The organism is Nocardia sp. NPDC050630 (assembly GCF_044457245.1).
Classification (GTDB): Bacteria; Actinomycetota; Actinomycetes; order Mycobacteriales; family Mycobacteriaceae; genus Nocardia.
The window spans coordinates 304,358-329,471 of the sequence record NZ_JBITGN010000005.1; the positions used below are offsets into that span (position 1 = coordinate 304,358).

The 25,114-nt window shown below is 65.0% G+C and carries 26 protein-coding genes and 1 tRNA gene; 11 read left to right on the plus strand and 16 right to left on the minus strand.

What is annotated here, in order from left to right:
• Positions 1–273: 273 nt before the first annotated feature.
• Positions 274–807 (plus strand): IPT/TIG domain-containing protein, encoded by a 534-nt coding sequence (locus tag ACIBG0_RS16280; RefSeq protein WP_397033162.1) that lies wholly within the window; start codon positions 274–276, stop codon positions 805–807.
• Here ACIBG0_RS16280 and ACIBG0_RS16285 read toward each other — a convergent pair.
• Complete coding sequence (locus tag ACIBG0_RS16285) at positions 800–2,104, minus strand: cytochrome P450 (protein ID WP_397033164.1); 1,305 nt, start codon at positions 2,102–2,104, stop codon at positions 800–802. The genes ACIBG0_RS16280 and ACIBG0_RS16285 overlap by 8 nt on opposite strands.
• Positions 2,105–3,139: 1,035 nt before the next feature.
• On the opposite strand from ACIBG0_RS16285, the gene ACIBG0_RS16290 reads away from it, so the two are divergent.
• The gene (locus ACIBG0_RS16290; protein ID WP_397033411.1) at positions 3,140–3,595 is read left to right on the plus strand and encodes a helix-turn-helix domain-containing protein; all 456 of its coding nucleotides are present in this window, start codon (positions 3,140–3,142) and stop codon (positions 3,593–3,595) included.
• A gap of 220 nt (positions 3,596–3,815) precedes the next feature.
• Here ACIBG0_RS16290 and ACIBG0_RS16295 read toward each other — a convergent pair.
• Positions 3,816–3,888: transfer RNA gene (locus tag ACIBG0_RS16295), tRNA-Asn, on the minus strand.
• 213 nt (positions 3,889–4,101) lie between these two features.
• Here ACIBG0_RS16295 and ACIBG0_RS16300 point away from each other — a divergent pair.
• Positions 4,102–4,347 carry a hypothetical protein gene (locus ACIBG0_RS16300; RefSeq protein ID WP_063040910.1) on the plus strand — a complete coding sequence of 82 codons (246 nt, stop codon included), beginning with the start codon at positions 4,102–4,104 and terminating at the stop codon, positions 4,345–4,347.
• 151 nt (positions 4,348–4,498) lie between these two features.
• On the opposite strand, the gene dnaG is transcribed toward ACIBG0_RS16300, so the two are convergent.
• The 3 genes from dnaG to ACIBG0_RS16315 are packed head-to-tail and all read right to left on the minus strand — an operon-like array spanning position 4,499 to position 8,297.
• Positions 4,499–6,424, minus strand: coding sequence for a DNA primase (gene dnaG / locus ACIBG0_RS16305; protein WP_397033165.1), 1,926 nt, complete (start codon positions 6,422–6,424; stop codon positions 4,499–4,501).
• Positions 6,425–6,470: 46 nt separating this feature from the next.
• Entirely contained in the window at positions 6,471–7,712 is a 1,242-nt protein-coding gene (locus ACIBG0_RS16310) for a deoxyguanosinetriphosphate triphosphohydrolase (RefSeq protein ID WP_397033167.1), read from the minus strand.
• A 6-nt stretch (positions 7,713–7,718) separates the two neighbouring features.
• Positions 7,719–8,297, minus strand: coding sequence for a YdcF family protein (locus ACIBG0_RS16315; RefSeq protein ID WP_397033413.1), 579 nt, complete (start codon positions 8,295–8,297; stop codon positions 7,719–7,721).
• 282 nt (positions 8,298–8,579) lie between these two features.
• On the opposite strand from ACIBG0_RS16315, the gene ACIBG0_RS16320 reads away from it, so the two are divergent.
• On the plus strand, positions 8,580–9,449 hold the full coding sequence (locus tag ACIBG0_RS16320; RefSeq protein ID WP_397033169.1) for an NAD(P)-dependent oxidoreductase: 870 nt from the start codon (positions 8,580–8,582) through the stop codon (positions 9,447–9,449).
• Positions 9,450–9,452: 3 nt separating this feature from the next.
• Here the strand turns inward: ACIBG0_RS16320 and ACIBG0_RS16325 are convergent, their stop codons facing one another.
• Together ACIBG0_RS16325 and ACIBG0_RS16330 are read right to left on the minus strand one after the other, a co-directional pair.
• Complete coding sequence (locus ACIBG0_RS16325) at positions 9,453–10,127, minus strand: MBL fold metallo-hydrolase (RefSeq protein ID WP_397033171.1); 675 nt, start codon at positions 10,125–10,127, stop codon at positions 9,453–9,455.
• Positions 10,128–10,228: 101 nt separating this feature from the next.
• On the minus strand, positions 10,229–10,651 hold the full coding sequence (locus ACIBG0_RS16330) for a MarR family winged helix-turn-helix transcriptional regulator (protein WP_397033173.1): 423 nt from the start codon (positions 10,649–10,651) through the stop codon (positions 10,229–10,231).
• Positions 10,652–10,699: 48 nt separating this feature from the next.
• Between ACIBG0_RS16330 and ACIBG0_RS16335 the strand changes: the two genes are divergently transcribed.
• The gene (locus ACIBG0_RS16335) at positions 10,700–11,095 is read left to right on the plus strand and encodes a PPOX class F420-dependent oxidoreductase (protein ID WP_364339329.1); all 396 of its coding nucleotides are present in this window, start codon (positions 10,700–10,702) and stop codon (positions 11,093–11,095) included.
• Here ACIBG0_RS16335 and ACIBG0_RS16340 read toward each other — a convergent pair.
• Positions 11,064–12,365 (minus strand): acyltransferase, encoded by a 1,302-nt coding sequence (locus tag ACIBG0_RS16340; RefSeq protein ID WP_397033175.1) that lies wholly within the window; start codon positions 12,363–12,365, stop codon positions 11,064–11,066. The genes ACIBG0_RS16335 and ACIBG0_RS16340 overlap by 32 nt on opposite strands.
• Before the next feature lie 71 nt (positions 12,366–12,436).
• Here ACIBG0_RS16340 and ACIBG0_RS16345 point away from each other — a divergent pair, with 71 nt between their 5' ends.
• A complete protein-coding gene (locus tag ACIBG0_RS16345) occupies positions 12,437–13,063 on the plus strand; it encodes a TenA family protein (protein WP_397033177.1) in 627 nt (208 codons plus the stop codon).
• Here ACIBG0_RS16345 and ACIBG0_RS16350 read toward each other — a convergent pair.
• A complete protein-coding gene (locus ACIBG0_RS16350; RefSeq protein ID WP_397033179.1) occupies positions 13,060–13,980 on the minus strand; it encodes an NADP-dependent oxidoreductase in 921 nt (306 codons plus the stop codon). The genes ACIBG0_RS16345 and ACIBG0_RS16350 overlap by 4 nt on opposite strands.
• Positions 13,981–14,005: 25 nt before the next feature.
• Between ACIBG0_RS16350 and ACIBG0_RS16355 the strand changes: the two genes are divergently transcribed.
• Complete coding sequence (locus tag ACIBG0_RS16355; protein WP_397033181.1) at positions 14,006–14,287, plus strand: DUF1707 domain-containing protein; 282 nt, start codon at positions 14,006–14,008, stop codon at positions 14,285–14,287.
• 12 nt (positions 14,288–14,299) lie between these two features.
• Here ACIBG0_RS16355 and ACIBG0_RS16360 read toward each other — a convergent pair whose 3' ends face one another.
• Entirely contained in the window at positions 14,300–15,691 is a 1,392-nt protein-coding gene (locus ACIBG0_RS16360; RefSeq protein WP_397033183.1) for a glycine--tRNA ligase, read from the minus strand.
• A 260-nt stretch (positions 15,692–15,951) separates the two neighbouring features.
• On the opposite strand from ACIBG0_RS16360, the gene ACIBG0_RS16365 reads away from it, so the two are divergent.
• From ACIBG0_RS16365 to ACIBG0_RS16375, 3 genes are all read left to right on the plus strand, one after another.
• Complete coding sequence (locus tag ACIBG0_RS16365) at positions 15,952–16,302, plus strand: helix-turn-helix transcriptional regulator (protein WP_062991218.1); 351 nt, start codon at positions 15,952–15,954, stop codon at positions 16,300–16,302.
• Positions 16,303–16,304: 2 nt separating this feature from the next.
• A complete protein-coding gene (locus ACIBG0_RS16370) occupies positions 16,305–16,739 on the plus strand; it encodes a Fur family transcriptional regulator (protein ID WP_397033185.1) in 435 nt (144 codons plus the stop codon).
• A 113-nt stretch (positions 16,740–16,852) separates the two neighbouring features.
• The gene (locus ACIBG0_RS16375) at positions 16,853–17,812 is read left to right on the plus strand and encodes a hypothetical protein (RefSeq protein ID WP_397033186.1); all 960 of its coding nucleotides are present in this window, start codon (positions 16,853–16,855) and stop codon (positions 17,810–17,812) included.
• A gap of 60 nt (positions 17,813–17,872) precedes the next feature.
• On the opposite strand, the gene ACIBG0_RS16380 is transcribed toward ACIBG0_RS16375, so the two are convergent.
• Positions 17,873–18,850, minus strand: a complete 978-nt coding sequence (locus tag ACIBG0_RS16380; RefSeq protein ID WP_397033188.1) for a hypothetical protein — start codon at positions 18,848–18,850, stop codon at positions 17,873–17,875.
• Between the two features lie 102 nt (positions 18,851–18,952).
• Here ACIBG0_RS16380 and ACIBG0_RS16385 point away from each other — a divergent pair, with 102 nt between their 5' ends.
• Complete coding sequence (locus ACIBG0_RS16385; RefSeq protein WP_397033190.1) at positions 18,953–19,573, plus strand: TetR/AcrR family transcriptional regulator; 621 nt, start codon at positions 18,953–18,955, stop codon at positions 19,571–19,573.
• Positions 19,574–19,649: 76 nt separating this feature from the next.
• On the opposite strand, the gene ACIBG0_RS16390 is transcribed toward ACIBG0_RS16385, so the two are convergent.
• The 5 genes from ACIBG0_RS16390 to ACIBG0_RS16410 all read right to left on the minus strand — a co-directional run bounded on the left by ACIBG0_RS16390 (position 19,650) and on the right by ACIBG0_RS16410 (position 25,106).
• Positions 19,650–20,255, minus strand: coding sequence for a response regulator (locus ACIBG0_RS16390; protein WP_397033192.1), 606 nt, complete (start codon positions 20,253–20,255; stop codon positions 19,650–19,652).
• Positions 20,256–20,336: 81 nt separating this feature from the next.
• The gene (locus ACIBG0_RS16395; RefSeq protein WP_397033194.1) at positions 20,337–21,497 is read right to left on the minus strand and encodes a sensor histidine kinase; all 1,161 of its coding nucleotides are present in this window, start codon (positions 21,495–21,497) and stop codon (positions 20,337–20,339) included.
• Positions 21,498–22,849: 1,352 nt separating this feature from the next.
• Complete coding sequence (locus ACIBG0_RS16400; protein WP_397033196.1) at positions 22,850–23,629, minus strand: ABC transporter permease; 780 nt, start codon at positions 23,627–23,629, stop codon at positions 22,850–22,852.
• Position 23,630: 1 nt separating this feature from the next.
• A complete protein-coding gene (locus tag ACIBG0_RS16405; RefSeq protein WP_397033198.1) occupies positions 23,631–24,593 on the minus strand; it encodes an ABC transporter ATP-binding protein in 963 nt (320 codons plus the stop codon).
• A gap of 84 nt (positions 24,594–24,677) precedes the next feature.
• Positions 24,678–25,106: a hypothetical protein gene (locus ACIBG0_RS16410; protein ID WP_397033199.1), complete on the minus strand. Its 429-nt coding sequence runs from the start codon at positions 25,104–25,106 to the stop codon at positions 24,678–24,680.
• Positions 25,107–25,114: the final 8 nt, after the last annotated feature.

The following is a 25,114-nucleotide window of genomic DNA, read 5'->3' on the forward strand; positions in this document are numbered from 1 at the left end:
CTCATGTCGACAGCAACCCGCCGGTATTCGGGACTGTCGATCCCCCGCTCGGGCGGCGATCGACGCGCTACACCTGTTGCGGAATCATCGTCCAGCTGATCAACACCGGCGCAGCGGATTACACGTCACCGCGCCAGTTTCACCTGTCCGGCAGCACATCCGGCAAGCGAACCAAAGAGGATCACGAGATCTCCTGCGGCAGCGGCGGTTCAGGGGTTACTGGATATTGCCGAGCCATGGAAAGAGTCGCCCAACCCAGCGCAGAGCAACCCGTTGCACACTGCGCACCCTCTTGACCGACAAGGAGGCACCATCGGCCCTATTTTCACTGCCGTCTCACCGTCCTCGGGTCCGGCGTCCGCAGGTAACCCCATGGTTATCACCTGTAGTCACCGGGTCACCGGGCCGACCACGGTCCGGTCCGGCACGACCGCAACGATTTTCACCATCGATTCCGATACGCAGATCACCGCGATCGCGCCGCCGGAAACGGGAACGGGACAGGTGACCATCTCCAACACCGGTGAAACGAGCAACGGTGCTACCTACACCTACGTGACAGTCCCCTCGTCGACGTCCCTCGCCCCCATCACCGGGCCGACCGCTGGTGGAACGACAGTCACGCTGACCGGAACCGGTCTGTCCGGCGCCACCGGCGTCGATTTCGGTGCCACACCGGCGACTTCGTTCACGATCGTCTCGAACACGCAGAGCACGGCGATCGCTCCCGCGGGGGGCGGCACAGTGCCGGTCACGGTCACCAGCGCGGCGGGCTCGAGTAACGGGCTGCAGGTGCAGATCAGCTGATGGGCTGGTGGCTGCGGACGCGGGGACCGGTGTGTGCAGGAAGGTGCTGGTAACCGTGAAGGGTGAATAGCGGCCGCCACGTGGGCGGATCGGTCAATCGTAGGTCCGGAAACGCCTCGAACAGTGCGCGCAGGGCGTGCGCTGCTTCCATACGGGCCAGACCGGCGCCCAGGCACGCATGGCTACCGTTGCTGAAGGACAGGTGATTTTTGGCGTTGTCCCGGGTGATGTCGAAACGTGCCGGGTCAGTGAACACGGCAGGGTCGCGGTTCGCACCGGCCAGCGACAGCACCACGGTCGACCCCGCGCGCAGCCGGACACCGCCGATCTCCAACGCTGTCCGGGTGGTGCGAGCGGTGGTCTGCACCGGCGGATCGATCCGGAGGATCTCCTCTACCGCATTGGGCCAGAGTTCCGGCTCAGCGCGCAACCGGTCCAGCTGATCGCGGTGGCGAAGCAGCCAGATGATGCCCTTGCCGATCAGGTTGACCGTGGTCTCGAAGCCCGCGGCCATCAGCAGGGTCGCCGACGCGCACAGTTCGTAGGTGGACAGATCGCCTGCGCTGACCAGGCTGCTGAGGATATCGTCGCCGGGTTCGGCGCGGAGGCGCTCGACGTGCTCGACGAGATACTGGTGCACCCGCTCCGAGGATTCCATCGCCCGCTGGTGTGTGCGCCAGGAGATTCCGAGGTCGAGCAACGGACTGATGTCATCGCCCCAGCGCAGAAACATCTCGCGGTCAGAGTCCGGGAAGCCGAGCATCTCGGAGATGATGGCGATGGGCACCTGCGCCGCGTATCGCGCCACCAGATCGGTGGGCCCGTCGTCGGGGAGCGTCGCGAGCAGTTCCTCGGTGACCGTCTCGATCCTGTCGCGCAGCCGGGCAACAGCACGCGGGTTAAAGGCCGCGCTGACCGGTTTGCGCATCCGCGTGTGCTCGGGTCGGTCGATCACCAGCATCGACGGCGGATCGACAGGGGTCGGCGGGAGGGGCCGACGCTCCAGCGCGCGCAGAACAGGCTGCGGTATACCGAACACCGTCGGTATACCGACACCAAAACGGTTGTCGCGCAGTATCTCCCGGACCATATCGTGATCGAAGGTGATCCATACCGGAACGGCCCGGTGCAACCCACCCTCCCCGCGCATCTCCTCGATCAGACCGTAAGGATTCTCGATCCCCTTTGCGCTGCCGATCAATTGAGCGAACAGATCGCCACGGCGGAGCGGTATCTTCTTGAACAGGCGGATCAACCCGTGATTGTTCACCCACCGATACACGTAATGCGGTTTCATCGAGCCCCTCGGTCGTCGAATCGCGTCCCTGTGGCCGTAACGAATATCACAGGCATCGCTGGCGGAGTGGGATCTCGAGACCCGCCGTGGCAGAAGACGCGGCCTTCAGAACGTGCGGATCACCCGTTCGGCGGTGCACGTGGCAACGACTTTCGACGCGCTGTCCGCGCTGATCCGCGCCGACGCCACGCTATAGCCCCGCCGTCCCCACCGTCCGCGCGATCCAACGCAGCCAGCGTCGCCACAGTCGCCAGCATCCGCACAGTGCCTCGAACCGGTCCGACACACGGACCAGCGGGTTCGTACTCCACGGTCGCGTCCGCCACACACGTGCCGCGACGGGTGCTCCGACACCCAGATCACCTCTTCTCGACCGCGTCGCCACCTTGGTGAACTCGTGGTCGACTCCTGGTTCGAGCATCTCGCTCCGCGCCGTCACTGAGCAGAGACAAAGGTCACCGCATCACCGAGTCCAGCAGCCCGAAGAATAGACATTGGAGTCTCGGGATGCTGCCGGAGTTGTCGCCGGCCAGCCATCACGCGACGGGTGCATTCGCCGGTATGCGGCAACGCCGAAATACCGTGACCGCCGATGGTTGAATCCCAGTGGTAGAGGGCTCAATGTTCATTCATTTGAGCATCGAATTGGTCCACTCCAAAACGCCTCATTCCAGATGCCCGGAGACGTACCGAATACCGCTACGGCCTTTGAGAACCCGCAGCGAACACCCCGACTTCATCACGCTCCTACGCGACTCGAGCAGGCCCGCGGGACCAGTTGGGACCACCCTGCACAGGGCATATCGGAAAGCATGATCTCCTCGGCGAAATCGTCGCCGGGTGCGGGGGCGGGCTGAACCTCGGAGACCTGGATCCCATTGCCTACCACCGGCAGTCGCGAACAAGCGTGAGTAGCAATCGCTTTGGGCTTGCATCATGATCGAGGGGTCTAACATGAGCCTGCCTGGTCAAGCGTCGTTGCTGTTGTCGGCACACTGCTCGGCTCGGTTACTACAAACGGGTTTCAGCGACGAAATGCCATCAGAGCAGAGAACACTGCACGCGCTTCGACCAGAGCAGATAGCTGCCTACAGTGAGTGCGCGACAGCGCTTGCAGACCTGAGGCGCGGTCTGAGCTCCCCGGATCTATCCACTCGCGGAGCTCTGTTGGCACAGGTCCGCCGCTACATTGAGGACCACCTCCGCGACCCGAGTCTGTCTCCGACTACGACAGCCGCGGCCCACGGCATCTCGGTTCGCACGTCGCAACTCGTTTTCGCCGAAGCCGGTACCACAGCGAGCCGCCGAATCCGCGACCGCCGCCTGAATGCGTGCTACCGCGAACTCACCCGAGCTCGGCCTACTGACACGGTTACCGACGTCGCCTTCCGGTGGGGATTTACCGATGCCGGACATTTCAGTCACGCCTTCACACAGTCGTTCGGAGTCACGCCCACCAGCGTCCTGACCCATGCGCGCTCAACCGGCTGAGGGCTGTCAACAATCTGGCGGTCCAACACAGCACGGAGGTTGTCAACCGCCTGAGATAGGTCGTGCACGAAGAGTGTCAGAATCTTGTAGGCGAATCAGCGAAAACCCCTGCTTGGGTCCCGCGCCAGGAGTTCGGACCGGAATTCTTGGCGTATTTTTGGTCGCAGCTCGCAGACTAAACAGGTCAGGCACAGTTATCATGCCTGACCTGGTAGTTATGCTCCCCCATCTGGACTCGAACCAGAAACCTGCCGATTAACAGTCGGCTGCTCTGCCAATTGAGCTATAGGGGACTATCCTTTGGCTCGTCCGTACTGGGCGGGCCGAGGTGAAACTTTAGCGTATCGGCGCTCGCCTTCCCAAATCGCGTCTCTACCTGGAGACATGCGGGGGCTTCGGCGTGTCTGGGAGTGGCGCGCGGCGGGGGTGGATCCGGATCGACAGGTGTACCCGGCGTCGGGCAGGATGGTAGCCGCGCACAGGCACTTTGGGAGGAGCTCTACGAGATGCTGCGGTTGATCATCGGCATTGCGGCCGGTTACGTGCTCGGGACGAAGGCCGGGCGGGGTCGCTATGAACAGATCAGTGCGGCGACCCGCGCGGTCACCGGGAGCCCGGTGACTCGCAAGCTGGTTCTCTTCGGGCGACAGAAGCTGTCGGACAAGCTCAGCACCCAGGCGAAGTTGGAGCCGATGGTGCCGCTGGATGAGCGAACCACGATTCTGGTGCCGCAGGATCAGCTGCGCCGCTGAATTCGCGGGATTCGAGCCGGAAATGTGCCGGTTAGTAGTCGAAGGTGGTGCACCTAGTCGTCCTCGGGTGCACCGCTAACGGCAGCGGCTGACTTCAGCGTGGCTATTCCCGCGACGTGCGCGGTACGAGCTACCCGGACTCCAGAGCTGGTCAGCCCGCTGCGAAATCATCGTGATTGCCCATCGCCTGGGTGAGCAAACTCTTGCGGTACTGCTCCAGCGCCACGAGATCACCGAACAGTGCCAAATACGCCTCGGCCTGCTCGGTCGACGACACCCGCTGCAGCTTCGACTTCAACTCCGCGATCTGACGGCCGACCCAGGCTTCCTGAACCCGAGCCAGCACGCCGGTGACGAACCGGGGAATGTCATTGGCCGACTTCACCGGCATCTGCTCACCCGACAGCTCGGACACCAGCGCCCGCATGGTCAGATCATCGGTCCCGTCCGACACCGCATTAACCCACTCCGCGCCGCTGAGACCGGATGCCGTACCACCGGCCTCGGCGATCATGCCGCGAACGGCCGCGTATGCCGGATGGGTGAATGCCTCGGTTTCGATCGAATCGAAAACCGCGCCGGCCAGCGCCGGATACTGCAGTGCCGCACCGAGCGCTTGCCGTTGCGGCAGCAGCGTCGGGTCGTTCGGGTTGGGGCGAGCGGCGGGATGTTCGGCGACGACCGCGCTGGGCTGCGGCGCACCCGCCACCGCGCCACGACCGCTCGGACGCCCACCATTGCGATTGCGCTTGGCTTCCTCACCGACGCGCCGCACGACGGTCTGGATATCGTCCCAGCCGACCCAGCCAGCCAGCTTGGTCGCGTACGCCTTGCGCAGCGCGTTGTCCTTGATCTGCGCCACCACCGGCACGGCACGGCGCAGCGCCTCCACCTGTCCCTCGGCGGTATCCAGGTTGTGGTCGGCGAGCAGACCGCGAATCACGAACTCGTACAACGGGGTTCGCCGGGCCACCAGGTCGCGCACGGCGCCGTCGCCGGAGCGCTGGCGCAGTTCGCACGGGTCCTGGCCGTCGGGGGCGATGGCGATATAGGTCTGTCCGGCCAACTTCTGGTCGCCCGCGAAGGCCTTCAGCGCTGCCGCTTGTCCGGCCGCGTCACCGTCGAAGGTGTAGATGATTTCGCCACGCCAGAAGTTGTCGTCCATAAGCAGTCGGCGCAGTAGGGCGAGATGCTCGTCACCGAAGGCGGTGCCGCAGGAGGCGACGGCGGTTTTCACCCCGGCCAGATGCATGGCCATCACGTCGGTATAGCCCTCGACCACAACCGCCTGATGGCCCTTGGCGATCTCGCGCTTGGCGTGATCCAGGCCGAAGAGCACCTGAGACTTCTTGTACAGCAAGGTCTCCGGCGTATTGATGTATTTGCCGGGCATGGTGTCGTCGTCGAAGAGCTTGCGCGCACCGAAGCCGATGACATCACCGCCGAGATTGCGGATCGGCCACAGCAGCCGCCGGTGGAAGCGGTCGATCGGGCCGCGCTGGCCCTGCCGCGACAGCCCGGCCGCCTCGAGCTCCTTGAAGTCGAAACCCTTGCGCAGCAGGTGTTTCGTGAGCGTATCCCAGCCCGCCGGGGCGTAGCCGCAGCCGAATTGCTGGGCGGCATTGCCGTCGAAGTTGCGGTCGATCAAGAATTTGCGCGCCACCTCGGCATCGGGCTCGCGCAATTTGGCCATGTAGAACTCGTGCGCGGCGGCATTGGCGGCAACCAACCTGGCCCTGGTGCCGCGGTCGCGCTGCACCGAGGTGCCGCCGCCTTCGTAGTTGATCTGGTAGCCGATCCGATCGGCGAGCTGCTCCACCGCCTCGACGAAACCGGTGTGCTCGACCTTCTGCAGGAAGGCGAAGACGTCACCGCCCTCACCGCAGCCGAAGCAGTGGTACAGGCCGTGGTTGGGCCGCACATGGAATGACGGCGACTTCTCATCGTGGAATGGGCACAGGCCCTTCATGGAGTCCGCACCCGCCCGCTTCAGCGCGACATACTCCCCCACCACATCCTCGATCCGGACGCGTTCGCGTATTGCCGCGATATCGCGATCTGGGAGTCGTCCGGCCACGGCGGTCAGTCTAGGCTAGTCCGGCCTCGACACGCCCAGCGGCTGGTCACGCGTCTACTCGCTCCAGCCGACTCTCGGTGTAGGACGCGATCTGGTCGACGATTACCCGGACCCGTGCGGTGTCGTCGGTCGCGGCGTGCCACCACGGGAGCAGCAGCGGATCGAGCCCGTGCGGTGCCGTTGCCAGCAGATGGGTCGCGACGGCCTGAATCCGCTCGCGCTGCACGGCTTGGCGCTGCTTGTGCACGAGATCGGACATGACGTAGCGCAGGGCGACGGTTTTCAGCATCGCGACCTCGGCGGCGACGATCGGCGGAACTTCTAGATCCGCGGCATAACGGGACAGCGGCCCTACCCCGGCAACCTCCCGCGTGGCCATGATCGCGGCCGTGGCGAAGCGCCCGACCAGTTCACTGGTGAGGCGCTTCAGCGCAACTGAACTGGCGAGGGTGCCGTCGTAGCAGGCGGCTTCAGCCACCACGGGCAGTTCCGAGAGCCGCTGGGCGGCACCGATCAGGTCGTCCACCGAGAGTGTCGGATGCTGGCCGTGCCCGAGTTCGGCTAGTGCCGCTTGTTCGGACGGATCGGCGAGGGCCCGCAGTTCGATGCGCCCCGCGATTACGCCGTCTTCCACATCGTGCACCGAGTACGCGACATCATCGGACCAGTCCATGATCTGGCATTCGAGGCTCTTGCGACGGTCCGGCGCATCCTTGCGCACCCATTCCAGCCGATCCAGATCGATATCGTAAGCACCGAATTTCGTGCCGGAACCTGTTCTGCCCCACGGATATTTGATGGCGGCATCGAGGGCGGCGCGCGTCAGATTCAGACCCGCGCTCGTGCCGCCCGCATCCAGAACCTTTGGTTCCAGCCGGGTGAGGATACGCAGATTCTGCGCATTGCCCTCGAATCCGCCGTACGCGTCGGCGAAGAGGTCGAGCGCCTTCTCCCCATTGTGGCCGTAGGGCGGATGGCCGATATCGTGCGCCAATCCGGCCAGGTCGACCAGATCCGGATCACAGCCGATGCCGTCGGCGATGCTGCGCCCGATCTGGGCCACTTCGATCGAATGGGTGAGCCGCGTGCGCGGGGTGTCACCGTCACGCGGTCCCATCACCTGGGTTTTGTCGGCGAGTCTGCGCAGGGCCGCGGAGTGCAGTACGCGGGCACGGTCGCGGGCGAATTCGGTGCGGTGGCCGGTTTCGAATTCACTGCGCGGCGGGCCCAGTCCGGCGGTCTTGGCTCCCTCCACCACCATGCGCTCGCGGTCGTGCTCGGTATACATCGAACCTCACTGTCCCGCTGAGTATTTGAAGTCCGACGAGAAATGCGTGAGCTGATACCAGAGCAAAGCGCCGGTCTCCCTTGCGATTCCGTGCGCCTGCGATTCTCTGGTGTACACGGCGGGGCCGGTCCGGGTCGGGGCGGTCCAAGCCTCCAGACCGGCGTCACGGGCCATCGTTCTGGTGCGCAGCGAATGCCATGGATCGCTGACCAGTACCGCCGAGGACAGATCGCGGGCGCTCATGGCGGTCGCGACGGCCTCGATGCTGCGCAAAGTATCCGAACCCGTTTCCACCGCGAGAATCCGGTCGCCGGGTATGCCGCGCTCCTCCAGATAGTTCTTGCCCGAGGCCGCCTCGGTGTACAGATCACCCTCCTGCTTACCGCCGACAGTGATCACCTCGGGTGCGACACCGGCCTTGAAAAGTTTGTATGCCCGGTCCAGTCGCGCCTCGAACACCGTCGACGGTGTGCCGGAGTATTGCGCGGCACCGAGGACGACGATCGCATCCGCCTTGGTGTAGTCGTCGATTCGCGCCACCTGCCAGACCCGGAATGCCGTGCCGCCGACCAGCACCGCGCCCATCAAGATCGCGCCGAGCACCAGCCGTCGCGCCCAGCGGACCAGCCCGCCTCCGACGCCGCGGGACGGGTCGGATCCGGTAGCCGAGACCAGAGTCGCCGAATTCACCTCATCAAGTTTGCCAGGTCACCCGCGACGAGAACGTAACCGGCGGATATCGATCGGCCGATGCTTACATTTTGGTAAGTACTGAACTTATTAGTCAGTACTTGTCGATGGTGCAGTGGCCATCGAGAATGTATTCCGGCGCCGAACCAGCATTTCGATACTTTGAGGAGTGGATACATGACGACATCCGTGACGGTCCTCGGGCTCGGCGCGATGGGACAGGCGCTGGCCGCGGCCTTCGTACGCGCCGGACATCCGACCACGGTCTGGAATCGCAGTGCCGGCCGGGACGCCGAACTCGTTGCGGCAGGGGCGAAGTCGGCGCAAAATGCGACCGAAGCGATCACCGCGAGCGATCTCGTGGTGGCCTGCCTACTGGACCATCGGTCCGTGCACGAGGTACTGGACCCGGTGACCGATAACTTGGCCGGTCGCGCGCTGGTCAACCTGACCAGCACCGAGCCGCGCGGCTCGCGTGAGCTGGCCGAATGGGCCGCGGACCACGGCATCGACTTCCTCGACGGCGGCATTATGGCCGTCCCGCCGATGATCGGACAGCCCGGTTCGTCCGTGCTCTACAGCGGCTCGCGTCAGCTCTTCGAGGACCATCGCGCGACTCTCGAATTGCTGGGCAGCGCAGAGTATTTCGGCGCCGATGCCGGACAGGCCGCACTGGTCGACTTCGCCCTGCTCGCCGGGATGTACGCCATGTTCGCGGGCTTCTACCATGGGGCGGCCATGGTTCGCACGATCGGCATGTCGGCAGAGCAGTTCGGACAACGCGCGTCGGGCTGGATCGCGGCGATGACCGAATCGCTCCCGAGGGCCGGAGCCACCATCGACTCCGGCGATTACTCGAAACCGTTCCAACCCTTGGATTTCACCAAGGCCGCCGTGGATGCCATCGTGTCAGCGAGCCGCGATGCGGGCGTGGACCTGGACATCATCGGTGCGATCAAGAACCTCGTCGATCGCCAGGTCGCCGACGGCTACGGTGCGGACAGCAGCGAGCGGATGTTCGAAAGTCTCAACCCGCGCGCGGCATAAGACCTACCAGCCGCGTTCGCGCCATTCGCCGAGGTGCGGACGTTCGGCGCCGAGCGTGGTGTCGTCGCCGTGACCGGGATAGACAACCGCGTCATCCGGATAGCGGTCGAAGATCTTCGTGGTCACATCGGCGTAGAGGGAGTTGAAATCTTCCGGGTTGGTGGTGCGGCCGACTCCGCCCGGGAAAAGGGAGTCGCCGGTGAACAGGTGCACGCCCGGGCCGTCCACCAACGCGAGGGCAACCGAACCGGGTGTATGCCCGCGCAGGTGGACAACCTCGAACGCCAGATCGCCGATCTCGATGAGCTCGCCGTCGGCGAGTAATCGGTCGGGGCGCACCGGCAGCGGTTCGGCATCGAGTGGATGCGCGGCAGTCGGTGCGCCGGTGGCCGCGGCGACCTTTTCCAGGGCCCACCAATGGTCCCGATGCTGATGGGCGGTGACGACCAGGGCGATGCGCCCTGGCGTCTCCTGGTTGACGAGTTCGATAATGCGGTCGGCTTCGTTGGCCGCGTCGATGAGCAGTGCCGCGCCGGTGGCGGTGCACTGCACTAGGTAGCAGTTATTGTCCATGCCGCCGACGGACATTTTGATAATGCGGGCACCGGGGACGTCCCGCTGTTGCGGATTCGATCCAGGGGACACGTGACCGGTGTACGGCAGGTCGATCGTGATCACACCTCGATGCTAAAGCGCGTCCATGAACACGGATCAGCCGAGGCGGCCGGTTCTGAGAATTGCCGTCGCCGGACTCGGCCCATCTACGAGCCTACTGCCGCTCATTCCCGCAACGCCTCGGTGAACCGGGCCAACAAATCTCGCAACAGTTCGCGTTCCTTCGCACTGAATGCGGCGGCCACCCGTCGCTCGATCGCGGCGGCCTTCGCGTCGGCCTTGGTGAAGGCCTTACGCCCCGCGGGGGTGAGCCGGGTTTCGAGCACACCGCGGTGCCAGGGATGCGGTGTGCGCTCTACGAAACCGCGCTCCTGCAGATTCTTGAGGACCACCGTCATCGCCTGCGGCGTCACCAGACATTCGCGGGCGAGGGCGGCCGCGGAAATGCCGGGGTTCTGCGACAGCGCATAGAGCGCCGCGTACTGCGGCACCGTAAGCGGTTTGACCGCCTCGTGTTTGACGGCCATCAGCTCCTGCTCGGCGCGCTTGAGGTCCAGACCGAGCCGCTGGTCCGCAGGCAATTTCATAAGTGTCAAAGATAGCTGAACTATCAAAGTCTTGATAGTCTTCGAAGTATGGATAACCCGGTAATCCCCGAGAGCCACGCCGATTTGCTATCCCGGCCGCTATTCGCCCATCTCGCCACGCTCAACCCGGACGGCACTCCACAGGTGACGCCGGTATGGCAGGTCTGGGATGGTGGGCGCCTGCGCTTCACCACCACGATCGATCGCCGCAAAGCCGTCAATACCAAACAGAATCCCGAAGTGGCGGTGAGCATCAACGACCCGGACAAGCCCTACCGCTACCTCGAGGTCCGCGGCGTCATCGAGGCCATCGAGCCGGATCCGGACGGCGAATTCTTCGATGTGCTCGCGCGCCGCTACGACCTGCCGTATCAGCGTCCGGTCGCCGACCATCCGCGCCGGGTCGTGCTCGTCATGCGCCCGACGCACGCCACCTATCAATAGTGGCTCGAGAGTTGACGGCCTCCCCGGCGAGAGCCGTCAATTCATCGCGCACCGCGGACACGAGCCGGTCGGCATCGCCGCCGAGCACCCCGACCGTCAGTCGACCTTCGAAGGTGTAGACCAGGAAGGTGATTGCCGCCGAGGCACCCGCGGAGGGACGCGGATGGGCGGAGACGTACACGATCTCGTAGTCGGTGAGCGCGATATTCCCCGGGATGCGGAAGGCGGGCACGGCACCGGTATTCGTCACCGCGATATGTCCGGCCAGGGAGTGGATCCGGTTGGTGCCGAAGTAATCCGGGAAGTGCAGTACCGATTGCGCAACGATGCCCTCGGCCAAATCATGTCGCAATCGGGCTGAAATGTATTGGGCCAGTTCGAGAATGTCCGCGGAGAGATCGACGGCCGCGGCGAAAGAGGCCAGACCCGCCATATTCGTGCCTTCGGCGCGCGCCACCGGCGGGTCGAGGCGGGTGCGCATATCCACCGGATACAGGCAGCCGAGTGGCACTGGATCGCCTGTCGCCCTGGCCTTTTCCGAGGCGAAGGCGCGTAGCAGGGCAGCGGTGACCAGCCCATTGACGGTCACTCCCGGATAGCGCCCGAGGCCGATAATGCGGGCGCTGTCCTCCTCGTCCAAGATGATGCGCCGCGGCCGATCCAGCGCGGCGGGTGCGGGGATCGCGGGGGCGGGCGGAATGACCACCGGTTGCAGCGGCTTGGTGACGTCCTCGAAGCCGGAGACCGAAGAGCGGGCTATCCCGCGCGCCGATACATGCCATTCCAGCGACTGCGGATAGTCATGCGGCACAATAGTTGTCGTCCCGAATTCGACGTAATCAGTATAGAAGTCCCATAGGCGCGACAGCAGTTCGACGCAGTGGCCCGCGTCGGCGATGCTGTGGTGGACGAAAAGTGTGACGCGCGAGCGGCCCCGCTCGGAGTGCACGACATCCAGGTAGGCCAGCTGTCCGGCCGGATCGATGGGCTCCGGAATCCGGACGGGATCCGGATCACCCAGACTCGATGTCATACCGATCTCCGGGGTTTCGCCGCGTCGGAGCAGATAGCCTCGGCCGGTGGCGTCCTCGCCGATCCGGCAGGTCACCACCGGATAGGCATGCTGTAGGGCGGTAAATGCCGCCCCCAATGCATTCGTATCGAGATCACCGACGACCGTCACGGATCGTCCGGTGTAGGTCCCCGCCCGCACGAAACGTTGTTCCGAGGCACCCAACACCCGCACCAAAGCCTCCTCATCCCACAACACATGGCCCAGGTTGCGGCAACCGCAAGCAGGGCGCAATCCCGAAGCCGCTCCGACTGAGAGAGACTGCCCACATGAGTCCCGCGGCACACATCAGTCTCTCGGCGCATCTAGAGGAGCTCGGTTTTCCGCTGGTGGTGAGCCAGCTGGGGCATCCGACGGTGGTGGGCATCGCCAATGGCGATTTACCCGCATCGGTATTCCGGTCCTGGCTCGAACAGGACTATCTGTTCCTGCTGGACTATGTGCGGGTGTTCGCCCGGCTGGCCTGGCAGGCGCCAGAGGCACATCTGGGCGATCTGGTGGATCTCGCGCACGCGACATATCACGACGAGTTGTCCCTGCATCGCTCGCTGGCCGCGGAATTCGGCGCGAATCTCGACGGTGCGACGAAGGGTGCGCCGTGCGCCGCCTACACCGCATTTCTGCTGGAGTCGGCCACGTCCTACGCCGACGGACTTGCGGCGCTGTACCCGTGCATGTGGGGCTATTCCACCCTCGGGGCAATCCTCGCCGAGAATCCGCCGTCGGAACCGCGGTATCGGCGCTGGGTCGACACCTACGCCGATCCCGGATTCGCCGCGCTCACCCGCCGCTGCGGGCAGATGCTCGACGAGGCGGGTGGCGACCCGGCGCGTGCGCAAGAGCTATTCCTGCAGGGCATGCGCCACGAATATGAATTCTGGGAGGTATCCGGCTAAGGGCGCAGCACGATCTTGCCGCGCGTGTGGCGCTGCTCCAGTTCGCGATAGGCCTCTTGGACCTTGTCGAGCGGATAAGCCGCCGCGATGGGGACCTCGATGGTGCCAGCGGCGGCCAGATCAGCCAGTTCGGCAAGCACATCGATGGTGCCGGCAGCGGCGTTGCCGTCAGCCTTCACGCCGTACCTCTCGGCGGCGGCGAAGTTGATGATGGTGTCGATGCGATCCACCGCAATGCCGAGTTCGATTGCGAGATCGACATATTCGGCGCCGAAGGTGTCGATGAACGCGTCGACGCCACCGGGGGCGGCCGCACGGATCCGGTCGATCAGTCCCTCCCCATAGGCCACCGGAATCACCCCGACCTTGCGCAGCCAATCGTGGTTGACCTCGCTCGCGATGCCGAGAACCGTTGCGCCCCTGGCCCGCAGCAGCTGTACGACGATCGAGCCGACGCCGCCCGCGGCACCCGAAACCGCGACGGTATCGCCCGCTTGTGGGTCCACTGCCCGCACGGCGGCGAAGGCCGTTGTCCCAGTGACATACAACGATCCCGCGACATCCCAATCGAGTTTGCCTGGCTTCAGCGTCACGTGTTCGGCGGGCACGACCACGTGCGTGGCATGACTGGCCCGCTCATCGGTGAATCCGAGCACCTCGGCACCGACCTCGATCCCACCGACGCCGGATCCGAGCTCGACGATACGACCCGCGAAATCGGTCCCCTGACCCGACGGAAATGTCGCGGGCCAGCGCTCGTGCATCGCGCCCGAACGGATATACCCCTCCCCCGGATTGATACCGGCCGCCACGACCTCGACGACGACCCGCCCGGGTCCCGCCTTCGGCGTCGGAACCTCGACCACTTTCAGCTCTTCGATTCCGCCATAACGATCGAACTTCACAGCTCTTGCCATATCCGGCTCCCGCCTACTCGGTGACATGCGCCGTCAACCGAGTAACCGCGCGGGAAATTTCCATGCATCGGCGATCGTCGAGGACCACCGCCACCGACGGCGCCGGTCCGTCGAGCCGACACCCGTGGGGCTGCTGGCCTCGGACGCAGATCGTGAGAATTCGCTGAATAAATTGCGGGTCGCGCTGAACAACGGCCGCTTGTTGCTGCACGAATACGACGATCGACTCGAACAGGTGTGTGCGCCAGGGGGGAACTATGGCGAGCAGACTACGAAAAACGCCCTGCCGCGGGCGACAGGGCGTTGATCGCGATCGAATTCAGGCGCCGATGAGATGCTGCGCCAGGTAGCCCTCGACCTTGTCCAGCGCGATCCGCTCCTGCGCCATGGAATCGCGCTCACGGACGGTGACCGCCTGGTCTTCGAGGGTGTCGAAGTCGACGGTGATGCAGAACGGCGTGCCGATCTCGTCCTGGCGCCGGTAGCGGCGGCCGATCGCGCCGGCATCGTCGAACTCGACATTCCAGCTTTTACGCAGCTGTGCGGCAAGGTCTTTCGCCTTCGGCGTCAGATCCGCATTGCGCGACAACGGCAGCACCGCTGCCTTGACCGGCGCGAGCCTGCGGTCCAGCCGCAGACTGATGCGCTCCTCCATCACGCCCTTGGCATTGGGCGCTTGGTCGACGGTGTACGCATCGACCAGGAACGCCATCAGCGAGCGGGTCAGACCAGCCGCGGGCTCGATGACATACGGGGTGTAGCGCTCATTGGTGGTCTGGTCGAAGTAGCTCAGGTCATTGCCGGAATGCTCCGAATGGGTCTTCAGATCGAAGTCGGTGCGGTTGGCGATGCCCTCCAGCTCACCCCATTCATTGCCCTGGAAGCCGAAGCGGTACTCGATATCGGTGGTGCCCGCCGAGTAGTGCGACAGCTTGTCCTTCGGGTGCTCGAACAGCCGCAGGTTCTCCGGGTCGATGCCGAGATCGGTGTACCAGGCGAACCGGGTGTCGATCCAATACTTGTGCCACTCCGCGTCCTCACCGGGCTTGACGAAGAACTCCATCTCCATCTGCTCGAACTCACGGGTGCGGAAGATGAAGTTGCCAGGGGTGATTTCGTTGCGGAAGCTCTTGCCGATCTGCGCGATGCCGAACGGCGGCTTCTTGCGCGCGGTGGTCATCACGTTGGCGAAGTTGATGAAGATGCCCTGCGCGGTCTCCGGGCGCAGATAGTGCAGCCCCTCTTCGGACTCGACCGGGCCGAGGTAGGTCTTGAGCATCATGTTGAAGTCACGCGGTTCGGTCCAGCGACCGACGGTGCCGCAGTCCGGGCACACCACCAGCTCCATCGAGACCGAGTCCGGATCCTCGATCTTGTGCTTGAGCGCGTAGGCCTCCTGCAGGTGGTCCTGCCGGTGCCGGTGGTGACAGTTCAGGCATTCGACCAATGGATCGTTGAACACGCCGACGTGGCCGGAGGCGACCCAAACCTGACGCGGCAGGATTACCGACGAGTCGAGGCCGACCACATCCTCGCGGCTGGTGACCATGGAACGCCACCACTGCTTCTTGATGTTCTCCTTGAACTCGACACCCAGCGGACCGTAGTCCCACGCCGATTTGGTGCCGCCGTAGATCTCACCACACGGGTACACCAGACCCCGGCGCTTGGCGAGGTTGGCAACGGTGTCCACCTTCGACTTGGGTGCCACGCGAGAATTCTCCATCCAGTACGAGTCGGATTCAGATCGGCCGGATCGGGCGAGGCCCGATGCGGTATGCCCCGACGCCACAGAGTTGACCACAACCTATAGCGTTGACTACAGACTATCGCCCAGGTCCCAGCCGTCTTCCACCGCACGGGCCAATCGGATTTCGCGCCGCATTCACCGACACTCCGAGGAACGCCTCGTTTGACATGCGCACCTGTGCATATCAAAATGGTAATGCTTTCCAATAAGGAGTTGGTTCGATGACCGCCGAGACCGCCACCGCCCATCCGCACAATCCGTACCGATCACCCGCGCCCGTGCCGGTACCGACGCGGAGTGTCCTGGAGGACGCGGGCGAGCTACTGCGCGCCCTGGCCGCGCCGGTGCGCATCGCCATAGTGCTGCAATTGCGTGAATCACCGCGTTGCGTACACGAATTGGTCGATGTTCTCGGCGTCACCCAGCCGCTGGTAAGCCAGCATCTGCGGATTCTGAAGTCCGCGGGCGTGGTGCACGGGGAACGCTCGGGCCGGGAAGTGCTGTACGAACTCGTCGACGACCACCTGGCGCATATCGTGGTCGATGCCGTGGCCCACGCCGAGGAAGGGTGATCGTGCCAGATAAGACGGCCTTACCGGAGAAGCCGGTTGGCATTCGCAGTACCCGCCAACGCAGCGCCATCGCCGCGTTGCTCGGCGATATAGAAGAGTTCCGCTCCGCGCAGGAGTTGCACGACGAGTTGCGCCGCCGCGGCGAGGGCATCGGACTGACCACCGTCTACCGCACCCTGCAGTCGCTGGCCGATGCCGGACTCGTCGACGTACTGCGTACCGATACCGGCGAATCCGTCTACCGCCAGTGCTCCACCGGACACCATCACCATCTGGTCTGCCGACACTGCGGCCGTACCGTCGAGGTCGAGGGCCCGACGGTCGAGGCTTGGGCCGAATCCATCGCGGGCCAACACGGATTCACCGAGGTGAGCCACACCATGGAGATCTTCGGAACCTGCTGCGAATGCGTGAAACTGGACCGCCACAAATTGTGACTGCGGTCACATAGTTAACGGCGCTTGTGCCGAGGAAGATTTCACTGCGAATCACACAACGTCCGGGGGTTCCGGGCGTCGCGCACTGAGATCGAAATCTTCTGGGAGGCAGCGTGCGATCGACCATTTCCACGGCGGAAAGACGCCGCAAATTCACCACAATCGGAGCGGCCGTACTCATCGCCAGTTCCGCTCTGCTCATGACGGCGTGCAATGACAAGGAAACCAAGTCCGGACCAACCACGACGGCATCCGCGCAGAGCACCATCGGCCAGGGCCAGCCGGGGGCGAATAGCGGTCAGTCGACCGTCCGCACCATCGGCAAGACCGGATGGTACGAGGGCTTCGACATCACCGTGCACAAAGCGACCGTGGTGCCCGACGAATACGGCGGCGCCAAAGTGCTGATCGATATCGCCTATAAGAACACCACCCCCGACAACAAGACGATCAGCAATAACACCTACCTGCAGGTCGACAAGGAGGTCGACGCCGGAGCGAGTTTCGACTCGCCTACCGTGCCAGGAAAGGGTTCGGCCACCGGCAAAGTCACCACTTCGGTCAAGACGCTGCACGATGCCGAGCACCTGCTCGACACAATTACCGTGATCTACGGACAGGCGTCGGACAATCAGACCAAGATTCCGCTGAAGGCTTCGGCTCAGGTCGACGGCGTCGCGCCGAAGACGCTGAATGTCACGGGCAAACTGGTGCAGGATCAGACGACGATCGAAATCACCGGCGCCACACTGACTCCGAGCTATACCAAGAATGAGCGTGACAAGATGGATCTCTCGTTGCGCATCAAGATCATTGGTGGACCCGGTATCGCGGCGGGTGGACTGAATGTCTTCTACGACTACTTCACCCTGAAAGCCCCCGATGGCCAAACGATTTCAGCCGATATCCGCGGGCCGATCAACGAACTGCTGAACGCCAACGAAACTATCGACAACGCGAAGAACTACGTCGTTTTCGTGGTTCCTTCCCCGGCCACCGGCACCTACGTGGTGACCTACGACGCGAACAAGGGTGAGGGCAGCGCCCCGAACTTCTCCTTCACCATCTCCTGACAACCCGGCGATGCAGGCCACCACTGTCGAATAGTGGTGGCCTGCAGTCTATTTCAGGATTCAGACAGCGACCGGATCGCCGGAGCGGACCGGGGTGGATTCCACATTCGGACGCCGTCCGCGAAATGCGCCGATACCCAACAGCACCAGCGCTGCGACCGCCCAGATAGCCAGCACCACAAGAGGTTTGGTGGCGGCGGCACCGTCGAAGAAGGCGACCGAGCGCAGCAGTGACGCCGCGGCACCCGGTGGCAGCAGTTGGCCGATGGTGCCCCACGGCTGCGGCAGCAGTTCCGGCGCCGAGGTCGCGGCCGAGAACGGGTTGCCGACCAGGAGCATGGTCAACGCGGCGATGCCGATGCCCGCACGGCCGATCGCGGCGGACAGGCCGACGACCGTACCGGACACCGCGAACGACACCAGGCCGGCGACAGCGGCCAACGTCATATAGGGACCGGGAACCACCGACATCCAGCCCTGAATGATCACAATGCTCAACAGCCCACCCGCGATACCGAAGGTGATAAGCCCGATCGCCTTACCGCCGACCGACGGAATCAACAGGCTGAGCACGACACCCGCCGCGATACCGGACATCACCAGCGGCAACACCATCGCGCCGAAGGCGGACCCGCGCGGATCGTCCGGATCAGCGGGCACGACATCCTCGACCGGTGCCACCGGCGCACCGGACAGCTGCTGGGCAATCGCGGTGAGCTGTTGCGCCACAACAGGACTCGCGCCGGAGGCAATCAATACGCGCGGGGCGCCGCCACCGGTGATGACGGCACCGTAGACGTCCCGGTTCTCGATCGCGGCACGCGCCGCAGCTTCGTCGGTCGGATTGCTGATATCGAAGGCATCCGGATCGTGCTGGGTCAGTTTGTCGGCGACCATGGCGGCCTGCGGGCCGCTGACGGCGATGGGCAGATCACGCGGGGCGATATGGGCTGCGGGCCAGGCGAAGGCGATCAACATCAATGCCTGGAGCAAGGCCGCGGCGACGCCGACACCGACCGACCGCTGGATCGTATTCATGACGTTCTCCCGAAAATCGAATGATCGTTCTCTTTCGATGTGGATACCGTCGCACGGCCCAGCGAGGTTGTCAAGAACGAGCATTCGTTTTACTTTGGAACCATGCCCCGAGTCAGTGAAGAACATCTGGAACGTCGCAGGCAGCAGATACTCGGCGCGGCGCAGCTCTGTTTTGCCCGCAAGGGTTTCTTCGAGACCTCGATGCAGGACATTTTCACCGAATCAGGGCTCTCGGCCGGCGCGGTCTATCGGTATTTCAAGGGCAAAAACGACATCATCGCCGCCCTGGCCACCGATACCACCGTGGAGCTGCGCGCCACCCTGACCAGGGCGATCCGGTCCGATCCGCTGCCGACCCCGGCGCAGCTTCTTCGAATCGTCGCCGACTACATGATCGCGCACAGTGGTCCGGACGGTCATGTTCGGCTGGCGCCACAGGCGTGGGCGCTGGCGCTGGTGGACGCGGAGGCGGCCGAATACGTCAAGTCCGCGGTGCTCGCGATGCGCGAACGGTGGATCGAATACACCCAGCGCATGGTGGAGGTCGGATGGTTGCCGCCCGATACCGATGTTCACGCGGCCGCGACTGCGCTTATCGGCCTGGTGCCTGGATTCATGTTGCAGCACTTGATCGTCGGCGATGTGGATCCGGAAACCTTGGCGCGCGGTGTGGCGGTCCTACTGCCCTATGGGGAGCCCGCCGTCCAGCCGGTCGACTCATAGAGGTCGCATACCCGGTGACCGCCTCGCAAAAGGTGTGCCTTCTGCGAGGCGGTCACTGATTGTGCGGAAGCGATGTTCAGAGCCAGCCGAGGCGTTCGGCGGCACGGACGGCTTCGGCGCGGGTGGTGGTTCCGGTTTTGCCGATGGCGGATGAAAGGTGGTTGCGGACGGTGCCTTCCGACAGGTGCAGTTGTTTGGCGATGGCGCCAGCGGTGGCACCCTCGGCCGCGGCGGCGAGGACCTCGCGTTCGCGGGCGGTCAGTGGCGAGGTGCCGACGGTCAGGGTTTCGGTGGCGAGGGCGGGATCGACGACACGCAGGCCCATGTGGACTCGACGCACCGCATCGGCAAGCTCGCGAGCAGGTGTGTCCTTCACGACGAATCCGCTTGCGCCAGCATCGATTGCGCGCCGCAGATAGCCGGGACGGCCGAAGGTCGTGACCATGAGAATGCGGAGATCGGGATGAGCGGTATGCAGTTGCGCCGCGACCGCGATTCCGTCCATACCTGGCATTTCCACATCCAGCAGCACCACATCGGGTGTGGTGCGCGCGACCGCGGCCAAGACTTCGTCACCGCGACCGACCTCCGCGACAACCTCCAGATCGGATTCCAGACCGAGCAGTGCGGCGAGTGCGCCGCGGACGAGTGCCTGGTCATCGGCGAGGAGAAGGCGGATCATGCGATGTGGTCCTTCGACGGGAATGGGTGTGCACTGTCGGCCGAATCGTGGCAGAAGCGCACGCTCAGCACCGTTTCCGGGTCACTCGGGCACCGTTGCGCGCACACGTACACCTCCCTCGGACGATGACAGCGTCAATGTTCCGCCCGCGGCCCGTACCCGTTCGCGTAGGCCGGACAGCCCGGACCCGGAATCGACGGTCCCCAGCCCGCGACCATCGTCGACCACCTCGATGCTCGTAGCGGTCACCATGACCGTGCAGTGTCGTGCGGCGCTGTGCCGAATCACATTGGTGACCGCCTCGCGCAGCACCCAACCGAACAATTCGCTGTGGCGCGTATCGGGCACCGAATCCGGCAGCCGGGCGTCGATATCGGCGGCCGCCAAGGCGGTGCGCGCAGTGGCCAATTCACCGCGCAGCGATACCTCCCGCAGACCGCCGACGGTATCGCGCACCCCGGCCAGCGCCTCCCGCGCCAACCGCTCGACATCAGCCATCTCGGCCTTCGCCCGGATCAGATCGACATCGATAAGACGTTGTGCGAGTTCGGTTTTCACGGTTATCACGGTAAGCGAGTGGCCAAGGATATCGTGCACGTCGCGCGCGACCCGGTTGCGTTCCTCGACGATCGCGAGCTCGGCCTGCTGCCGCCGGGCCAGTTCGGCCAACCGCTCGCCGCGCAGGCCGAACTGTCTGGCCACCCAGATCAAGGCGGGTACGAACGACACGTAAAACGGCACCCCGGACAGGCTCGGCAGCGCGACCGGCATGAGCAGCATCGCGAGCGTCACCGTGCAGGCCACATAGCCGGATTCACGCGAGGGCATATGGAAGATGGCGATCACGCTGACAAAGATCAATGTCGGCAGCGCGACCGCACCGAGCAATGCCATCAACCCCGCGCTGCACGTTGTCATAGCCGCGAGCACCGGCCATATGCGCCGGTCGACCGGACGCGCTATCAACGGGCCGGTGCGGTCGTTCCGCTGGAAAACGATGAAGGAACCGACGATCAGCGCCGCATATATGAGCAGTGCCGCCGTCGCCAGACTCGCCTTCGGCTGATCCGTTTCCCGCCAGCCCTGGATGATCGGTCCGACCAGGTACGACAGCCAGATGACCGACATGAACCCGCCGAACCACCCGCGCCGCTTCACCGCAGCCCCGATTCCGCCATCGCGGACCATCCGATCGAGTAGTTCGGATGCGACACCACCCCGCAGCACCGACTTCACACCCACCACCCTGACACCGCACACGCCGAACCTCGACCCCGATGGCGCGCACAGTGCTCGATCACAAGGCCCGACGCTACCGAACATGCACCCGCCGATACCGCGGGTACAGCCGGCACAACCCGAGTCACTCGCACGACGTCACCCGCATCGCCCCCGCACGCCCGCCCTTGCGTGCCAGCCCAGGCACGGCCGACCCCTGCGGTATGGTCGCCACCGCCCTGCACGCTGGGTGGCCGATTCGCGCCGGACTTCCGCACCGGCGGTCGCCCCGCACGGCATAGTCGCCCGGCATCGCATGGCCAGCCCGCCCAGCACAGCCGACCTCTGCCGATGACGGTTCCGGCGGCGCCGCCCCCAGCCCCGCGCCACGTGGCTACTCCCACCAGCGGCCGCCCGGCACGCCAGGGTCGCCCCAGGCATCGCAGGCCAGCCTGCACGACACAGCCGACCTCTGCCCAATGACGACCCCAGCACGGTCGCCCCCAGCCCCGCGCCGCATGGCTCCTCCTCCCGGTGGCCGCCCGGCACCTCAGGGTCGCCCCAGGCATCGCAGGCCAACCTGCACGACACAGCCGACCTCTGCCCAATGACGACCCCAGCACGGTCGCCCCCAGCCCCGCGCCGCATGGCTTCTCACCGGCGGTCGCCCGGCACCTCAGGGTCGCCCCAGGCATCGCAGGCCAACCTGCACGACACAGCCGACCTCTGCCCAATGACGACCCCAGCGCCATCGCCCCAGCCCCGCGCACCGCGCCGCTTCGCAGCGGACTTCCCCACCGGTCACGGCGGGCATCGTGATGGCCTCCAACGCCGCGGGCGAGGCCTATGTCTGGGCGCTGTCCATCGGCGCGAACGCTGCCGCATTGCCGACGTCCTCGCTGGACTCCCACGGCCGCGTCCGCAACGTCACCCGGCACCCAGGGTCGCCCCAGGCATCGCAGGCCAAACCTGCACGACATACCCGACCTCTGCCCAATGACGGCCCCAGCGCCATCGCCCCCGCCACATGGCTTCTCCCACCGGCGGTCGCCCGGCACCCCGGGGTCGCCCCAGGCATCGCGGGCCAGCCTGCGCGATGCAGCCGACCTCTCCCGATGACGGCCCCGGTGGCATCGCCGACGCCCGCCCCGCGCGCCGCGCGGTCAATTCGCGCCGGACCGTGCCACCGGCGCTCGCCAAACGACGCGGCTCCCCGGTTCCGCGCGGCCAACTCGGGAACGGCCGACCGTCGACTGCCGACCGCCCCGTGCGGCATCGTCGCTAGCCAAGCGCACCACCTGGGATTTGCACCGGGGCTGAGGCTCCGCGCGGCCGTGCCGCCACCCATGAGGGGCGGGCGGCCGGTGCAGGGTGGTTCAGCGAGCGGTGTCACGACGGAACAGGATGGCGGCGCCGCCGACGAAGATCGTGGCCCAGACGACGACGTTGAGGATGGCCAGGGCGATCGATCCGGCACTGGTGTCACCGAAGGGCATGCGAGACAAGGTGGCGACGCCGTTGGTCGGGAGGATCTTGGAGACCGTCTCGAACCAGCCGTGCAGCGGCATGAACAGCCCGCCCGCGAAGGACAGGCCGGCCAGAGCCGGTCCGAGCAGCTGCATGACGTTCTCCGAGGGCAGCAGGTAGCCGACGAACAGGCCGAAGGCGGCGAAGACCAGTGAGCAGATCCACGCGAGCAGGAAGCAGCTCACCCAAGCGATGACCGTGAGGTGAGCGCCGAAAATTCCGCCGATGATGAAGACCGCGGTGACCGAGACCAAGCCCAGCACCATCGCGACGGCAACCTTGGTGGCGATGTAGGCGACGGGACGCAATGGAGTGAGCCGCAATTGGCGACTCCAACCCTGTGCGCGTTCGATCGCGACCATCGCGCCGCCGCTGGTAGTGGCCAGCATCGCGCCGTACACCGCCATCGATACCATCACATACCCGGTCACGTTCCCTGAGCCGAAAGACTCTGTCTTGTAATCGGATTGCAGGCCGAAGACGACGAAGAACAGCGGCGGCACGGCCAGCGTGAAGATCATGGTGCGCCGATTGCGCAGCATGCGGCGCAGTTCCAGGCGCAGGAAACCGAGGCTGAAGCCGCCGAGCGGTACACGTGTCGAAATAGGTTGCGGGGCAATCGTGGTCATATCAGTTGTCTCCGGTGGTGAGCGCCAGGAATGCGGATTCGAGATTGTGCGAGGTGATTTCGAGGTCGACCGCTGCCGTCTCCGTGAGCAGGTAGCGGGCTATCGCATCGGAATCCTTGGTGTGCAGGATGATTCGGTCACCGCGCAGCTCGACATCGTCGATGCCAGGGACGGCGAGCAACCTGGCCGGATCGGCACCGGCCATTGTCGCGCTCACGGCGCGTCCCGCGGCCAGGTTCTTGATCTCGGCGGCACTGCCGTCCGCGATCACTCGGCCCGCGCGCACCAGCACGATCCGGTCGGCGTACGCGTCGGCCTCATCGAGGTAATGGGTGGCGAACAGGACGGTGCGGCCGCGATCGGAGTCCTCGCGCATCGCATTCCAGAACTCACGGCGCCCTTCCACATCCATGCCGGTAGTCGGCTCGTCTAGCACGATGAGGTCCGGATTCGGCAGCAACGCGAGCGCGAAGCGCAGGCGCTGCTTCTGCCCACCCGAGCATTTGCCGACCAACCGCCCGCCGATATCGGCGATACCGGCGCGCGCGAGCACCTCACCGACTGAACGCGGATGCGCGTGCAATGTGGCCACCAGTTGCACGGTCTCGGCGACGGTCAGATCGGGCAACAGTCCGCCGGATTGCATGACTGCCGAAATGCGGCCCCTTGCAAGCGCTTCCGCCGGTGCGCCGCCGAAAACCCGGACGCTGCCGGAGTCCGGTGTCGCCAGACCGAGCAACATATCGATGGTGGTTGTCTTGCCCGCGCCATTGGGACCGAGGAAGGCGACGATCTCCCCCGGCGTGACCACCAGGTCGAGCCCGTCGACGGCATGCACCTCGCCGCCGCCGGGAAGTCGGAAACTCTTGTGCAGGTCGCGCAATTCGATCGCAGCGGACGCCCGGTGCCTGCCCGAGCCGCTCGCCGCGGCGAAGATGGCCGCGGATGTCAGTGCCGATGTCATGACTCAACGGTCGCCCGAACCAGGGACCGATACTTCGCCCGAGTGTCACGAACCTGCCATGACATCTGTCATGCGGTCAGCGGCTCAGGGCAGCAGACCCTGCCGCGCCTTACCCGCACCGGAGAGCACCAGCAGCAGCATGGTGGCCAGCGCCTGATCGTCGAGCCCGGCGGCCGGGAAGGTGTAGCGCAACATGACATCGGCCTGGTTACCGCGGGTGATCAGTGTGATCGAACCGAACTGAATCGCGCTGTTGCGCTCGGCGACTCGCTTGTGCAGCTGCGGCTTGAGCGGGCGATCCCAGGCCAGCACGCAGGTCAGCGTCAGCACATCCAGGCCGGGTGCCAACGTCACCGCGCGCAACGAGCACAGTGCGCCCTCGTATTCGAAGCCGAGCGAACCCTCCGGGTCGACGCGCACATCGACGTCATAGAGCGATAGGCAGGCGCCGGCGCGGGCCTGTAGCTCTCGTTCGGGGGTGACTGCTGCGTCCATATCGGTGCCGCCGTTCATTTGCTGCC